The organism is Dietzia sp. CW19, assembly GCF_014145265.1.
Taxonomy (GTDB): domain Bacteria; phylum Actinomycetota; class Actinomycetes; order Mycobacteriales; family Mycobacteriaceae; genus Dietzia; species Dietzia natronolimnaea.
The window spans coordinates 15,442-30,741 of the sequence record NZ_JAALEE010000110.1 but is presented as its reverse complement, the minus strand read 5'-3'; the positions used below and the strand labels follow the sequence as shown (position 1 = coordinate 30,741).

Sequence of the window (15,300 nt, the reverse complement as noted above, 5' to 3'; positions counted from 1 at the left end):
CCTGCGCGGGAAGGGGGGCAAGGAGCGGGTGGTCCCGGTGGGGCGTCCGGCCTGCGATGCGGTCGGCGCCTACCTGGTGCGCGCCCGTCCCGCACTGGCGGTCCGGGGCGGCCCGGCGTTGTTCCTCAACGCCCGTGGCGGCCGTATCACCCGGCAGTCCCTGTGGAACGTGGTGGCCGCCGCCGCGGAGCGGGCGTCGGTCGGCACCGACGTCTCGCCGCACTCCTTCCGCCACTCCTTCGCGACCCACTTGTTGGACGGCGGCGCGGACATCCGGGTGGTCCAGGAGCTGTTGGGGCACGCCTCGGTGACCACGACGCAGGTCTACACCCTCGTCACCGTCGACACGCTCCGCGAGGTCTGGGCCGAGTGCCACCCCCGGGCACGGTAACGTGACCGGGGACCGGCCTGAGCGCAGGTGACGACGCAGCGAGAGGAGACGCGGGTGGCGCAGGACTCTGGGACCATGGATCCCGCACTGTTCTCCCGCGCGGAACTGCTCGGCGCCGACGACCCGGCGGCCGGCGAGGGCTTCTCGGCGATCCCCGAACCGCAGCCGCTCACCTCGCACGGTCCCGCCATGGTGCTCTCGATGTGCAACCAGAAGGGCGGGGTCGGCAAGACCACCAGCACGATCAACCTGGCCGCCGCCCTCGCGGAGTACGGCCGCCGGGTCCTCGTCGTGGACCTCGACCCCCAGGGTGCGCTGTCGGCGGGCCTGGGCATCCCGCACCACCAGCTGGATCTGACGGTCTACAACCTCCTGGTGGACACCACCGTGTCGACGGAGGAGGTGCTCGTCCGGACCCGGGTGGAGGGGGTGGACCTCATCCCCGCCAACATCGACCTGTCCGCCGCGGAGATCCAACTGGTCAACGAGGTGGGGCGCGAACAGGCTCTGGGCCGCGCGCTGTACCCGGTGCTCGACCGCTACGACTACGTCCTGATCGACTGCCAGCCGTCACTGGGGCTGCTCACCGTCAACGCACTGGCCTGTTCGGACGGCGTGTTGATCCCGATGGAGTGCGAGTACTTCTCGCTGCGTGGGCTCGCCCTGTTGACGGACACCATCGACAAGGTCCGCGACCGGATCAACCCGCGTCTGCACCTGACCGGGATCCTGATCACGATGTTCGACCGCCGGACGGTCCATGCCCGCGACGTCCTCGGCCGCGTCGTCGAGGTGTTCGGTGACCAGGTCTTCGACACCCTCGTCACCCGGACGGTCCGGTTCCCGGAGACCACCGTCGCCGGTGAACCCATCACCACGTGGGCGCCCAGATCTGCGGGTGCGCAGGCCTACCGGGCGCTGGCTCGCGAGGTCATCCAGCGCGGCAGGTGAGCGGTCCGGTGACCGGGGTCGGGCACCCGCCGGGGGAGGGACCCGGCGAGGTAGACGCCGCCCAGGTTGATGCCACCGAGGTCGAAGACCCGCGCGCGTTCACCGTCCACCTGACCAACTTCACCGGCCCGTTCGACCTTCTCCTGAAGTTGATCGACTCGCGCCGTCTCGACGTGACCGAGGTCGCCATCCACTCGGTCACCGACGAGTTCATCGCGCACGCCCGCGAGCTGGGTCGGGAGGCGGGCCTCGAGGAGGTCACCGAGTTCCTGGTGGTGGCGGCCACGCTGCTCGACCTCAAGACCGCACGCCTCGTGCCGTCCGGTGAGGTCCAGGACCTGGAGGATCTGGCGCTGCTCCAGGCTCGGGACCTGCTCTTCGCCCGTCTCCTGCAGTTCCGGGCGTTCCGGCAGGTGGCCGAGTTGTTCGCCGAGCTCGACAGGACCGCCCGTCACTCCCACCCGCGGACGGCGGGTCCGGACGACGAGTTCCTGGACCTGCTGCCCGAGGTGGAGCTGGGGGTCGACGTCGAGCAGTTCGCCACCATCGCCGCCGTGGCGTTCCGACCCCGGCCGGTGGAGGAGGTGGGGGTCTCGCACGTCCACACCCCGGCCGTGTCCGTCCCCGAGCAGGCCGCCCGCGTCCTGGAGTTACTGAAGTTCCGGGGCCGGGACCAATGGGTCGACTTCCGGGAGCTGGTCTCCGGGTGCGGCGAATCCCTCGTCGTCGTCGCCAGGTTCCTCGCCCTGTTGGAGTTGTACAGGGCGCGCGCCGTGGCGCTCGCCCAGGACGAGGCGCTCGGTGACCTGTTGGTGAGTTGGACGGGCGAGGAGGCGGCTGAGGTGACGCGCGGGAGGGACGAATGGACGTGACGGAGGACGACGACGTGCGTGCGGTGGGACCGAACGGTGACGACGACGACGAGCTCGACGAGCCCGGGGCCCCGCCGCTGCGTGCCCGACTCGAGGCGCTTCTGCTGGTCGTGGACCAGCCGACCGCCGAGGGGTCGCTGGCAGCCGCGGCGGGCTCGACGCCCGCGGAGGTGGCGGCCGAGCTGCGTGGGTGGCGGGATGACCTCACGGCGGTGGGCAGCGGGATCGACCTGAGGCGGACCGACGAGGGCTGGCGCCTTTACACCCGTCGAGAGTACGCACCGTACGTGGAGCGCCTCCTCACCGACGGCACCCGGTCCACCCTCACCCGTGCGGCGCTGGAGACCCTGGCGGTGATCGCGTACCGCCAACCCGTCACCCGGGCGCGCGTGGCGGCCGTCCGCGGGGTCAACGTGGACGGCGTGATGCGGACCCTCGTGGCCCGCGGTCTGGCCGTGGAATGCGGCACCGACGCGGACACCGGGGGCATCCTGTATAGGACCACGGAGCTATTTCTGGAAAGATTGGGGCTGACGTCGCTCGACGAGCTCCCGGACATCGCCCCGTTGCTGCCGGATGTCGACCTGGTCGACGAGATGAGCGACGATCCCGCGGAGGACCCGCGGATACCCCTGGGGCGGCGCAGAACCGCTGCGCCCGACCCCGCCCATGAACACCAGAATGAAGAGATGTGACGCACTCATGACTGAGTCCGCTGGCCGAGACGGCTCACCGGTCCGCCTCCAGAAGATCCTGGCACAGGCCGGGATCGCCTCCCGCAGGGCCTCGGAGGACCTCATCGCCCGAGGGCGGGTGGAGGTCAACGGGAAGATCGTGCGCGAGATGGGCGTCAAGGTCGATCCCACCACGGCGGTGATCCGCGTGGACGGCACCCGGATCGTCCTCGACGACGACCTGGTCTACCTGGCGCTGAACAAGCCCCGCGGGTACCACACCACCATGTCGGACGACATGGGCCGGCCCTGCGTGGGCGACCTGGTCGCCGACCGGGTCGACGCCGGACAGCGGCTCTTCCACGTGGGCCGCCTGGACGCCGACACCGAGGGGCTGCTGTTGGTGACGAACGACGGCGAGTTCTCGCACCGTCTGATGCACCCGTCCTACGAGGTGTCCAAGACCTACATGGCCACCGTGACGGGGGTCGTCGGCAAGGGCGTCGGCAAGAAGCTACGCGAGGGCATCGAGCTCGAGGACGGCCCGGCCAAGGTCGACCAGTTCGCGATCGTCGACGTCCACGAGGGACGCTCGCTGGTCAAGGTGGTGCTCCACGAGGGGCGTAAGCACATCGTCCGCCGGATCCTCGACGAGGTCGGGTATCCCGTCGAGTCGCTGGTGCGGATCCGCTTCGGCGCCGTCGCGCTGGGCGACCAGCGCGCGGGGAGTTTCCGGAAGCTCAACCGTAAAGAGGTCTCGGATCTCTACGCCGCGGTGGGCCTGTGAGCGCGCCGGCCGGACCCGCCGGCGTCCCGCGGCGACGGATCGCGATCGACGGTCCCGCCGGTACCGGCAAGTCGACGCTCGCCCGGACGCTCGCCGAGCGGCTCGGTGGGGCGTACCTCGACACCGGTGCGATGTACCGGGTGGCCACGCTGCGGGTACTGCGCGCCGGGATCGACCCGGAGGACGCCGCCGCGGTGATCGCCACGTCCGCCGATCTGCCGATGGAGATCGGCACCGACGCGGGATCCGAGCGGATCCTCCTCGCCGGCGAGGACGTGAGCGACGAGATCCGCACCGCCCGTGTCACCGCGGGCGTCTCGGCGGTCTCCGCCGTCCCGGAGGTCCGGGCCAACCTGGTCGGGCTCCAGCGTCGCCTGGCCTCCGGGGGTGGCACGGTCGTCCTCGAGGGCCGCGACATCGGCACGGTGGTGCTCCCCGACGCCGAGGTGAAGGTCTATCTCACCGCGAGCCCGGAGATCCGGGCCCGGCGCCGAACCGAACAGGATCGCGCCGCCGGACGTGACGCCGACTACGACGAGGTGCTGGCCGCGGTGATCGAGCGGGACCGCAAGGACTCCACCCGCGCCGCGAGCCCGCTCCGGCCGGCCGAGGACGCGATCGTCATCGACACCTCAGACCTCACCCTCGACGAGGTGCTCGACCGGTTGGTCGCACTCGCGGAGGGCGCCGACGCGTCGCACGGCGACGCCGCAGAAGGGAACACACAGTGAGCAGCAACGAGGACTTCGACCTCCCCACGGGTCCGGTCGAGGAGACCGTCGAGGACGCGTGGAACGACGACACGGACTGGGACGCCGTGGCCGAGGAGTGGGCCGACGAGATCGGCACCGAGATCGACGGGGTGGAGATCCTGCCCACCGTCGCCATCGTGGGACGGCCCAATGTGGGCAAGTCCACGCTGGTCAACCGGATCATCGGTCGTCGCGAGGCCGTGGTGGAGGACGTCCCCGGGGTGACCCGGGACCGCGTCTCCTATGAAGCCCTGTGGAACGGCCGCACTTTCATGGTTCAGGACACCGGTGGGTGGGAGCAGGACGCCAAGGGCATGCACCGCTCCATCGCGCAGCAGGCCGAGATCGCCATGGGCACCGCCGACCTCATCGTCCTGGTGTGCGACGGGAACGTGGGGATCACCTCCGCGGACGAGACTGTGGCCAAGAGCCTGCGCCGCTCGGACACCCCCGTGATCCTGGCGGTCAACAAGGTCGACAGCGAGAAGGCCGAGCTGCAGTCGGCCGAGTTCTGGGGGCTGGGCCTCGACCAGCCCTACGCCATCTCCGCCGCACACGGCCGCGGCACCGCCGACCTGCTCGACGAGATCCTCCGCCGGCTGCCCTCCAAGGCCCGGATGCGTGAGACGACCGACGTGCCGCGGCGCGTGGCGCTGGTCGGCAAGCCCAACGTCGGCAAGTCGAGCCTGCTCAACAAGCTCACCGGCGAGGAGAGGTCGGTGGTCGACAACGTCGCGGGCACCACCGTCGACCCGGTGGACTCGCTCGTCGAGTTGGGCGGCAAGACCTGGCGCTTCGTGGACACCGCCGGTCTGCGGAGGAAGGTCAACCAGGCCTACGGGCACGAGTACTACGCCTCGCTCCGCACCCGTGGTGCCATCGAGGCCGCCGAGGTCGTGGTGCTGCTGCTGGACGCCTCCGAACCGATCACGGAGCAGGACCTGCGGGTCATCTCCATGGTCGCCGATGCCGGTCGGGCGCTGGTGATCGCCTTCAACAAGTGGGACCTGGTGGACGAGGACCGCCGGTACGACCTGGACAAGGAGATCGACAGGGAGCTGTCCAAGATCCTCACGTGGGCCTACCGGGTGAACATCTCGGCCACCACGGGCCGTGCCCTGGCCAAGCTGGTGCCGGCGATGGAGGGCGCACTCGACTCCTGGGACAAGCGCATCCCCACCGGTCCACTCAACACGTGGATGAGCGAGGTCGTGGCCGCCACCCCGCCGCCGATGCGGGGCGGGAAGCTCCCGCGGATCCGCTTCTGTACGCAGGCCACCACCCGGCCCCCCACGTTCGTGTTCTTCTCCACCGGGTTCCTGGAGGCCGGCTACCGGCGGTTCCTGGAGCGGCGGCTGCGCGAGACCTTCGGCTTCGACGGCTCCCCGGTCCGGGTGAACGTGCGCGTCAAGGAGCGTCGACAGCGCAAGTGACCAGGCGATTGGAGCGCTCCCACAGGCGTGCGCTAGTCTGATCCAGTCGCCGCGCGAGACGCGGTGGCGGGCGGGCTGTGGCGCAGCTTGGTAGCGCACTTGACTGGGGGTCAAGGGGTCGCAGGTTCGAATCCTGTCAGCCCGACACAACACACGAGCAGGGCGGTCTTCCACGAGGGAGACCGCCCTGTCTCATTTCGCGCCTCGGGGCTACACGCCGGTGTTTAGATGGGATCTCCTCCACCAGAGCGCTCATGAGGGGTGACGATGACCGAGATCACGATCGGCAGCGCGGTGGGCGCTCCGGACGTCCCGGCCCGGCTCGACGCCAGTCGTTTCAACCGTCACACCTTCTGGTGCGGTCAGAGCGGCAGCGGGAAGACCTACGCGCTGGGGGTCGTGCTCGAACAGTTGCTCCTGCACACCGAACTCCCGATGGTCGTCCTGGACCCCAACGCCGACTTCGTCCGGCTACCCGAGTCGCGGGAGGACGCCGACCGGGCGGACTCGGCTCGATTGTCAGAGCTGGATATCCGGGTGTTCCGCTCGTCCGCCGGCGCGGGGGAGCGTCTGCACGCCCGGTATCTCGACCTGTCCCCGGCGTCCAAGGCCGCTCTGATGCAGCTTGACCCCATCGCGGACGCCGAGGAGTACAACGTCCTCCTGCACGCCGACGTCCGCGCGGAGCACTTCGACCCCACGACCGCGATAGACCGGATGCGAGCGTCGACCGACCCTGGGGAGGTTCGGCTGTCCTACCGGATGGAGAACCTCCAGGTGCTCGAATGGGATCTGTGGTCCCGAGGTGGGAACTCCGTCGTGGACGTCATCGACGAGCGCCCCCGCGCGACCGTGCTGGATCTCGGAGGCTTCCAACACCCGGCCGAATCCAAGGTCACGGCGTTGGCCGTCCTGGAACACCTGTGGACGCGGCGCGAGGAGCGACGTCCGATCCTCGTCGTGATCGACGAGGCGCACAACATCTGCTCGCCGGACCCCCAGGACGATGTCGAGCGTGCGCTCACCCGCCAACTGGTCCAGATCGCCGCCGAGGGCCGCAAGTTCGGGCTGTGGTTGCTGCTGTCGACCCAGCGTCCGAACAAGATCCACCCGAACGTGCTCTCGCAGTGCGACAACCTTGGTCTGATGCGCGTCAACTCGCCCAGGGACCTCCTGGAGCTCGCGGAGGTGTTCGGGTTCGCCGGCGAAGACCAGATACGGCGATCCGCCTCGTTCGCACAGGGACAGGCGCTCTTCGCCGGGGGCTTCGTCTCCGAGCCGACGTACGTGCAGATGGGCCGCCGGATCACCGAGGAGTCGGGTGGGGACGTCCGGGTGCCACTACGCGACGACAGGTGAGGTGACGGCCTCTCCCGGGTTCACGGGCGCAGGCGTCACACCAGCGCCGCGAGTCGCCTCCTGCGACAGTTCTGGGTGACGATCCACGCGACGTCGCGGCTGTCCGTCGGGAAGTTGAGACCGTCGTCGACGGCATCGAGAACACTGGACGCGTTTCTCGACATGATGCGCGGCGCCACCACCGGGAAGATGGTCGTACGGATCGCGACCGAGCAGTAGTAGGGCCCCACTCGTGGCGCGTCGACGGATCCGCGCTCCGGTCGAGCGGGACGGCATGTGATCCCCGAAGGGGGCATCATGGCAGCATGAAGTCCATCGGCGGTGACCGCCGGAGCGGGGGAGGGGTGCTCGGGTATGACCAGTCACGATCAGGACGGTGACGGCGAGGACGCCCGCGCCCGCCTGATCCGCCACGTCGACGATCTGTGCGCGGGCACGGCCCCCTCGGGACCCCGAGAACTCTCCGATCGGGCGGCCCTGCTGGTCGCCTGTGGTCTCGTCGAACCGCGGATCGTCGACGTGGTGCTCGCGCGACTCCACCGGAATCTGCCCTTCCCCACAGTCGGCGGTTTCCACCAATTGCGTGTGATCGAGGAACAACGTCACGACCTCAGGCGGCTGCTCGGCACCCCGTTGCCGTCGGTCCTGAGGGTGGCGTTGCGCACCCGTCTGGCAGACCTCGACCGGAGGTACGTCGCCCTGCGCACCGGGTTCACCCGCGGCGCAGGTGTCTTCGCATATCGGATCAAGGACATCCGCGCAGACCGCAGGCGCGGGGTCCACCTGGACCCGGAGGACCGGGGTCGACTCTTCGACGCCCTCGCCTCCACGCCGACGAGGGCACCGGTGCCGATGGTGCCCAGGACGATGGTCGAGTTGGGCACGGCCGCGGCCGCCTACGGGCAGCGCGAGATGGGGCGGGTGGTCCTGCCGCACCGCGTCCAGGCAGTGGTGGAGTCGTTGCCCTCGCTCCCACGGATCCGGGCGGACAACCGCCGACTCCCCGAGATGTACACCGCGTTGCTCATGGAGGTCGGCGGTCTGTACGACCGACTCATCCGGGCCTACGTCCGCGGCGGGCGGTCGGTGGAGGAGATCCGGTTGCAGTTCGACGCGGAGACCGAGGTGGTGGGGCTCGCCGGAGACCTCTGCCGGCTGCGGGAGACGGCGGCGACGCCGGGTGTCCCGCCCGCGCGTGACGGGTTCACCACCCTGACCGGTATGGGTGCGGCGATCGACGAGGTCTGGGCCGAGGTGGTCGAGCGGGCGGTCGCGTTCCGCGAACTGGTGGAGTCGGTGGAGACCCGCGCCGACGCCGCGGTGTCGGAGGCCGCGCGGCTCGACGACATCGCCCGCGAGCACGGTGTGAGGCCTCCGTCGACCGTGCACGCGCCCAGTCCCGCCGACCTCACGGCCGAGCACCTGGCCGCACGCGCCGGTGACCGGATGCTCTCCACCGAGGCCATGCGCAGGCTGCGCGGACAGATCGACCCTGAGCGCTGACGCGGAGACCAGCGGGGTGCGCCGCCGACCCCGTCAGCCCCTGCGTACGGTGGCATCAACTGTTCTGTAGACCGGGAAGGACTCCACGCGTGGGATTCGCCAACCGCTTCTGGAAGCTGATGGGCTCCACCCAGGGCCGGGACACCTCGCGCGCGCAGAGTGCGGTCGAGGCGTCCCACGGGTTCGACGACTGGGCCTCGGGGATGGACGACGCCGAGTTCGCGGACGCCGCCCACGATCTGCAGCTCTTCGGCGAGTCCCCCGAGGACCTCGCACGCTTCCTCGCTCTGGCCAGAGAGGCCGCGACGAGGGCCGTCGGACTGAGGCCGTTCGACGTCCAACTCCAGGGAGCTCTGAGGATGTTTGCGGGGGACGTGGTGGAGATGGCGACCGGAGAGGGCAAGACCCTCTCGGGTGCGGTCGCGGCGGCGGGTTACGCACTCCAGGGGCACACCGTCCACGTCATCTCGGTCAACGACTATCTCGCGGCCAGGGACGCGCGGTGGATGGGGCCGATGTTCGAGCTGCTGGGGCTGACGGTGGGTCACGTCACCGAGTCGTCGTCCCGCGAGGACCGTCGCGGCGCCTACTCCTGCGACATCACCTACGGGTCCGTCTCCGAGATCGGTTTCGACGTGCTGCGGGAGCAGCTGGTCACCGATCCCGCGGACCTCATCGCGCCCACGACCGACGTCGCTCTGGTCGACGAGGCCGACTCGGTCCTCGTCGACGAGGCGTTGGTCCCGCTGGTGCTCGCCGGGTCCACCTCCGGGGAGGCGCCCACGGGGGAGATCCTCTCCGCGGTCCGGAAACTGCGACCGGGCCGCCACTACGAGACCGACTCCGAACGGCGCAACATCTTCCTGACGGACGACGGCGCCGAGGCGATCGAAGGCGAACTGGTGATCGGTGACCTCTACGACGAGGAGCATGTCGCCACGACGCTGGTGCAGGTCAACGTCGCACTCCACGCGTGCTTCCTGCTGAGGCGGGACGTGGACTACATCGTCCGTGACGGGCGGGTCCAGCTGATCAACGCCTCGCGGGGTCGCGTCGCCGAACTGCAACGGTGGCCGGACGGGCTGCAGGCGGCCGTCGAGGCCAAGGAGGGGGTCGCCGTCTCCGAGGCCGGTCAGATCCTCGACAGCATCACGGTCCAGGCGTTCATCGGCCGATACGACCGCGTGTGCGGGATGACGGGAACGGCCCTCGCGGCCGGGGCGCAGCTGCGTGAGTTCTACTCCCTCGGGGTCTCCCAGATCGACCCGAACACCCCCTGCGTCCGGGTCGACGAGGCCGATCGAACGTATATCGACGTCGACAGCAAGACCCGCGCCGTCGTCGAGCACATCGCCGCCGTCCACTCGACCGGCCAGCCGGTGCTCGTGGGTACCCACGACGTCGCGGAGTCGGAGGAACTCGCCGCACGACTGTCCGAGAAGGGCGTGGAGTGCGTGGTGCTCAACGCCAAGAACGACGAGGAGGAGGCGGCCATCATCGCCGAGGCGGGGGACGTGGGCAACGTCACCGTCTCGACTCAGATGGCGGGCCGCGGCACGGACATCAGACTGGGTGGGTCCGACGAATCCCGCCGCGACGAGGTGGTCGAACTCGGCGGTCTGCACGTGGTGGGTACCGGGCGGCACCGGACGGAGAGGCTGGACAACCAGCTGCGGGGGCGCGCCGGGCGTCAGGGGGACCCCGGTAGCTCGGTGTTCTTCGCCGCGATGGACGATCCGGTCGTGACCTCGGCCCTGGAGCCCGAGAAGATCCCCACCGCGCACGACAGGATCAGCGGGCTGCTCAAGGGCAACCGAGGCCGGGACGCGGTCGACCACGCGCAGCGCGTCACCGAGGGGCAGATGCTCGCGATCCACTCCAACACCTGGCGGTACAGCAGACTGCTCGCCGAGCAACGCGCCATCCTCGCCGAGCGCCGGGCGGCCCTCCTGGTCACGGAGAAGGCGTTCGAGGAACTCACCGCGCACGATCCGGCGCGCAGTGCCGAACTCGTGGAGGCGCACGGCCGCGATGCCGTGGTGCAGGGGTGCCGGGACATCATGCTGTGGCATCTCGACCGGGGCTGGGCCCGTCACCTGGAGACGATGAACGACGTCCGCGAGTCCATCCACCTCAGGGCACTGGGTCGGGAGAACCCTCTCGACGAGTTCCACCGGATCGCGATCGACCACTTCAGAGACCTCGCCTCGGACGCCGTCCGGGAGTCGGAGACCACCTTCGCCGAGATCGAGTTCACCGATTCGGGGGTGGATCTCGTCGCCAACGCTATGGCGCGGCCCACCTCGACGTGGACCTATATGGTCCACGACAACCCGATGGCGGCGGGTGGCAACGTCTTCTCCGGGATGATGTCGACCTTCCGATGAGTGCGGCGCGGGAGGGACGGCGTGAGACCGATCTGAGGGAATGGCGGACCGGCGAGGGCAGGGTCCTCGGTGCGCGCATCCCGCAACCGCGCGACGGACACCTCTCCGCCGCGGTGCCACCCGGCCTCGGGTACGAACCGCCGCCGCGTGACCCCCGGGTCAGCGACAGGTTCTGGACGCTTCCCAATGTCATCTCGCTGGCGCGCATCGCCCTGATCCCGGTGCTCGTGGTGAGCATCCTGGTCTGGGACGACCCGCCCCTGGCGCTGTGGCTCCTCGGTGCGTTGGTGGTCTCCGACTGGCTCGACGGCAAGATCGCACGTCTGTGGAACATGCGGTCCACCTGGGGCGAGCGTCTCGACCCCCTGGCCGACCGCATCCTGGTGGCCGCCGTGCCCGTGGCCTTCGCCGTCGCCGGGTACATCCCCGTCTGGGTCGTGGTGGTCCTCCTGGTCAGGGACGCGCTGCTGGTGGGGACCGTGCCGGTGTACCGCCGGAGAGGGATCGAACCGGAGGTCACCTACCTGGGCAAGGCCGCCACGTTCGCGCTGTTCTGGTCCCTCCCACTGCTTCTCGCCGGGTTCGCGGGGGTCCCCGGAGGGGAGGCGTTCCTGATCCTCGGTGAGGCGTGTCTGTACTGGGGTGTGGGCCTCTACTCGTGGAGCGGCGCGATCTACCTGTGGCAGGCCTGGAGGATCGCCCGCGCCGTGCGCCCGCGCCGTCCCGGATCTACTGCAGTGGAGCCGTCCGGCGGTGTGTAATGTCGCCAGTTGTACACGCCAAGTGAGCCACGCGAGAAGGGCACGTCAGTGAGTGACCAGAACATCCCCGACCAGCTCCGGTACACCGACGAGCACGAGTGGGTGGAGCGGGTGTCCGACACCCGAGTTCGCATCGGCATCACCGAGTACGCGCAGTCCAAGCTGGGTGACATCGTCTTCGTCCAGCTCCCGGACGTGGGCGGGGAGACGGAGTCGGGTGAACCGTTCGGCGAGGTCGAGTCGCCCAAGAGCGTCTCCGACCTGTACGCGCCGCTGAGCGGGAAGGTCGTCGAGGTCAACACCGCCCTCGAGACGTCGCCCGAGCTGGTCAACTCCGACCCGTACGGTGAGGGGTGGATCGTCGTCCTCGAGATCCCGGACGTCGACGATCTGGAGACGCAGCTCGAGCAGACGCTGGACTCGGACGGATACGCCAAGATCACGGAGGGCTGAGGGGTAGGGACCGCCCCCGGCCCCGCGGCCGGACGGTCCGACATAGAATCGCAGGCACCGCATGGTGAGCCCCACGCCCGGGCTCGGACGAGGAGAGACGAACGTGACCGAGAACAAGAACATGCCCGAGGCGACCGCCGAGACCACCTCGGTGTTCCGCGCGGAGCTTCTCAACGAGTCCGATCAGCAGGCGGCTCAGTCCGAGCCCGCCGTCACCGGTGTCGAGGGACTGCCCGAGGGGCAGGCGCTCCTGGTGGTCAAGCGAGGGCCCAACGCGGGCTCCCGTTTCCTCCTGGACCAGGCCACCACGTCGGCCGGCCGCCATCCGGACAGCGACATCTTCCTCGATGACGTCACGGTGAGTCGTCGCCACGCGGAGTTCCGGAGCGAGGGCGGTACGTTCAACGTCGTCGACGTCGGATCCCTGAACGGGACGTACGTCAACCGCGAACCCGTGGACTCCGCCTCGTTGTCGAACGGCGACGAGGTCCAGATCGGCAAGTTCCGCCTCGTCTTCCTGACGGGTACGCCCGGGCAGTGACAGCCGCCGGACACGGCGCCACCGAGGAGGGACACCTCTCCATCGGCGGCGTCATCGCACTCCTGAGTCCGGAGTTCCCGGACCTCACGGTGTCGAAGGTCCGGTTCCTCGAGAACGAAGGACTGGTCACCCCCGAGCGGACCGCCAGCGGGTACCGCCGGTTCAGCGTCGGGGATCGTGAACGGTTGCGCTATGTCCTCACGGCGCAGCGCGACCGGTATCTGCCCCTCAAGGTGATCCGTGAGGAGTTGGAGGCGCTCGACTCCGCGATCGCGGACGGGTCCACGACCGCCCTGCTCCCGCGGCCCGGCGGGGACGGTGTGCCGGGGTCGACCCCGGACGATTTCCGCAGCGACACCGTTCTGCGCCTCACCCGTGAGGACGTGGTCGAGCAGTCGGGGGTGGACGCGGAGCTCGTCGGTTCCCTCGTGGACGCCGGGCTCATCGTGACCGGCCCCGGCGGATTCTTCGACCCGGAGGCGGTCCTGGTCGCGCGGACGGCGCACGACCTCGCCGGCCACGGCGTGGACGTCCGTCATCTGCGGGGCTTCCGGACGGCCGCCGACCGGCAGACGGGCCTCATCACCCAGATCGCCGGCCCGGTGGCACGGCAGGGCGACGCGGATGCACGGGATCGCGCCGCCGAGTTGGCCCGGGAGATCGCCGCGCTGTCGGTCGCTCTGCACTCCACGCTCGTCACCGTGGCCGTCCGGCACGCGCTGGAGTCCTGACGCACGCGCCCCGGGACGGATCGGGGCTAGGCTGGACCCGTGGGAGAGGCGGAGGACATGGGAAAGAACATGCGAGAGGTGAACGTCGTCGGCATCCGTTTCGAGGAGCCGGAGTACGCACCAGTACTGATCCTGCACGAGAAGGACGGGGGGCGGTACGTCCCGATCTGGATCGGAGCGTCCGAGGCCGCCGCGATCAGTCTCCAGCAGCAGGGCGTGCAGCCGGGCAGGCCGCTGACCCACGATCTCGTGGCGACGCTCCTCGAGACCTTCGCCCATCCACTCGAGCAGGTGGAGATCGTGGGGGTGTCCGAGGGGACGTTCATCGCGGAGCTCGTCTTCGAGGGCACGCGGGTCTCAGCCCGGCCGTCGGACGCCGTCGCCGTGGCACTGAGGACCTCGTCCCCGGTCCTGGTCAGCCGTGAGGTGCTCGACGAGGTCGGGATCTCGCTGGTGGAGCAGGGCGAGGAGGAGGTGGAGGCGTTCCGTGAGTTCCTCGACCAGGTGAGCCCGGATGACTTCCTCGGTGGTGGAGACGCTCCGCAGGAGCCCGGCGGCCCCACGTCCTGAGCGCTGCGACCAGGTATTTCCGTCTCCACAGGAGCCACTCCAACACCAGTGCGCAGGTCGCGGCCAGGTCTCAAGTTCAACTTGAGGTTGAGGTTTACCGCGTGTCCTATTGATCGCGGACCCTCGCGGGCCTAGCGTTGCTCCCAGTGAACTACACCGATGGTGTTCACGTGTTCAAGGATCCGGACTCGACAGAGTCCGGCACCGTGTCCCCGCGACAGCGGCGGCACCCCACAGCTTGAGGGAGCAATCGTGGCCGACCACACCCGGGATCCGGAGTCGTCCTCCACCGGTGCGCACACGGAGGGTCTCTTCGGAGGCGACGTCGAGGCCACCCAGGCCACGTTCGACGAGGTGCAACCGGGACTGTTCCCCGACGACGGCATCCCGGACGGCACGAGTGGATACCGCGTGCCGATCGCCTGCCAGATCGCCGGCATCACCTACCGGCAACTCGACTACTGGGCCCGGACCGATCTAGTGGTGCCGTCGATCCGCAACGCCGCCGGGTCCGGCAGCCAGCGCCTGTACTCGTTCAAGGACATCCTCGTCCTCAAGATCGTCAAGCAACTGCTGGACACCGGGATCTCGCTGCAGAACATCCGGAAGGCCGTGGACCAGATCCGCTCCCGGGGAGTGAAGGACCTGGCCACCATCACCCTCTTCTCCGACGGTCGCACGGTGTTCGAGTGCACCTCGAAGGAGGAGGTCTTCGACCTCCTCCAGGGCGGACAGGGAGTCTTCGGTATCGGGATCGGTGGTGCGATGCGGGAGCTCGCCGGGTCGATCTCCGAGTTCCCCGCCGAGACCGTCTCCGCCGAGGACGTCATCGAGCCCCTCGAGGACGAGTTGGCGGCCCGTCGCCGCGCCCGCGCCTCGCGGCGTACGGGCTGATCGGAGGAGTCGTCTAGACTCGGCGGTGCGTTCACGCGACTCACGGGAGAGTCCCGCGGTATCCACCGCGGGCGCCGAAGGAGCAACTCCTCTCCGAGAATCTCTCAGGCACCCGGACCGTGTAGTCGTCGAACGCCTCTGGAGAGCGGTGGAACAGACCACCCGCCCACGGGGAAAGCGCGGCCCACAGGTGGGCCCCGTGAATCTCTCAGGCGCCGGCGTCAGCCGGTTGGGGACAGAG

General features: G+C 69.5%; 17 protein-coding genes, 1 tRNA gene and 1 riboswitch. Of the genes, 17 read left to right on the top strand and 1 reads right to left on the bottom strand.

Going from position 1 to position 15,300, the window contains the following annotated elements:
• The 9 genes from G6021_RS04045 to G6021_RS04005 form a co-directional block, all read left to right on the top strand.
• On the top strand, positions 1–391 hold a 391-nt coding region (locus G6021_RS04045), incomplete at its 5' end, for a tyrosine-type recombinase/integrase (protein WP_182640714.1).
• 75 nt (positions 392–466) lie between these two features.
• Positions 467–1,342 (top strand): ParA family protein, encoded by an 876-nt coding sequence (locus tag G6021_RS04040; RefSeq protein WP_182640715.1) that lies wholly within the window; start codon positions 467–469, stop codon positions 1,340–1,342.
• Positions 1,343–1,452: 110 nt separating this feature from the next.
• Positions 1,453–2,214, top strand: a complete 762-nt coding sequence (locus G6021_RS04035) for a segregation/condensation protein A (RefSeq protein WP_187700419.1) — start codon at positions 1,453–1,455, stop codon at positions 2,212–2,214.
• Positions 2,205–2,909 (top strand): SMC-Scp complex subunit ScpB, encoded by a 705-nt coding sequence (gene scpB / locus G6021_RS04030; protein WP_182640712.1) that lies wholly within the window; start codon positions 2,205–2,207, stop codon positions 2,907–2,909. The genes G6021_RS04035 and scpB overlap by 10 nt, the downstream gene beginning before the upstream one ends.
• Positions 2,821–3,675, top strand: a complete 855-nt coding sequence (locus G6021_RS04025; RefSeq protein WP_347238910.1) for a pseudouridine synthase — start codon at positions 2,821–2,823, stop codon at positions 3,673–3,675. Before scpB ends, G6021_RS04025 begins: the two co-directional genes overlap by 89 nt.
• On the top strand, positions 3,672–4,406 hold the full coding sequence (cmk, locus tag G6021_RS04020) for a (d)CMP kinase (protein ID WP_182640710.1): 735 nt from the start codon (positions 3,672–3,674) through the stop codon (positions 4,404–4,406). The genes G6021_RS04025 and cmk overlap by 4 nt, the downstream gene beginning before the upstream one ends.
• On the top strand, positions 4,403–5,860 hold the full coding sequence (gene der / locus G6021_RS04015; RefSeq protein WP_182640709.1) for a ribosome biogenesis GTPase Der: 1,458 nt from the start codon (positions 4,403–4,405) through the stop codon (positions 5,858–5,860). The genes cmk and der overlap by 4 nt, the downstream gene beginning before the upstream one ends.
• A gap of 71 nt (positions 5,861–5,931) precedes the next feature.
• A tRNA-Pro gene (locus G6021_RS04010) sits at positions 5,932–6,005 on the top strand.
• Positions 6,006–6,127: 122 nt separating this feature from the next.
• Positions 6,128–7,219, top strand: a complete 1,092-nt coding sequence (locus tag G6021_RS04005; protein ID WP_182640708.1) for an ATP-binding protein — start codon at positions 6,128–6,130, stop codon at positions 7,217–7,219.
• A gap of 35 nt (positions 7,220–7,254) precedes the next feature.
• Here the strand turns inward: G6021_RS04005 and G6021_RS17725 are convergent, their stop codons facing one another.
• A complete protein-coding gene (locus G6021_RS17725; RefSeq protein ID WP_259846787.1) occupies positions 7,255–7,383 on the bottom strand; it encodes a hypothetical protein in 129 nt (42 codons plus the stop codon).
• Positions 7,384–7,573: 190 nt separating this feature from the next.
• Between G6021_RS17725 and G6021_RS04000 the strand changes: the two genes are divergently transcribed.
• The 8 genes from G6021_RS04000 to G6021_RS03965 all read left to right on the top strand — a co-directional run bounded on the left by G6021_RS04000 (position 7,574) and on the right by G6021_RS03965 (position 15,059).
• Complete coding sequence (locus G6021_RS04000; protein WP_182640707.1) at positions 7,574–8,722, top strand: hypothetical protein; 1,149 nt, start codon at positions 7,574–7,576, stop codon at positions 8,720–8,722.
• Positions 8,723–8,811: 89 nt separating this feature from the next.
• On the top strand, positions 8,812–11,109 hold the full coding sequence (gene secA2 / locus G6021_RS03995) for an accessory Sec system translocase SecA2 (protein WP_182640706.1): 2,298 nt from the start codon (positions 8,812–8,814) through the stop codon (positions 11,107–11,109).
• Positions 11,106–11,870 (top strand): CDP-alcohol phosphatidyltransferase family protein, encoded by a 765-nt coding sequence (locus G6021_RS03990; protein WP_182640705.1) that lies wholly within the window; start codon positions 11,106–11,108, stop codon positions 11,868–11,870. Before secA2 ends, G6021_RS03990 begins: the two co-directional genes overlap by 4 nt.
• A 48-nt stretch (positions 11,871–11,918) precedes the next feature.
• A complete protein-coding gene (gene gcvH, locus G6021_RS03985; protein ID WP_095718996.1) occupies positions 11,919–12,323 on the top strand; it encodes a glycine cleavage system protein GcvH in 405 nt (134 codons plus the stop codon).
• Positions 12,324–12,444: 121 nt separating this feature from the next.
• Positions 12,445–12,864 carry an FHA domain-containing protein gene (locus G6021_RS03980; protein WP_176475132.1) on the top strand — a complete coding sequence of 140 codons (420 nt, stop codon included), beginning with the start codon at positions 12,445–12,447 and terminating at the stop codon, positions 12,862–12,864.
• The gene (locus G6021_RS03975) at positions 12,861–13,595 is read left to right on the top strand and encodes a MerR family transcriptional regulator (protein ID WP_182640704.1); all 735 of its coding nucleotides are present in this window, start codon (positions 12,861–12,863) and stop codon (positions 13,593–13,595) included. The genes G6021_RS03980 and G6021_RS03975 overlap by 4 nt, the downstream gene beginning before the upstream one ends.
• A 69-nt stretch (positions 13,596–13,664) precedes the next feature.
• Positions 13,665–14,165 (top strand): bifunctional nuclease family protein, encoded by a 501-nt coding sequence (locus G6021_RS03970; RefSeq protein WP_095719041.1) that lies wholly within the window; start codon positions 13,665–13,667, stop codon positions 14,163–14,165.
• A gap of 252 nt (positions 14,166–14,417) precedes the next feature.
• Positions 14,418–15,059, top strand: coding sequence for a MerR family transcriptional regulator (locus G6021_RS03965; RefSeq protein WP_179525192.1), 642 nt, complete (start codon positions 14,418–14,420; stop codon positions 15,057–15,059).
• Positions 15,060–15,092: 33 nt separating this feature from the next.
• Positions 15,093–15,189, top strand: a riboswitch (glycine riboswitch).
• Positions 15,190–15,300: the final 111 nt, after the last annotated feature.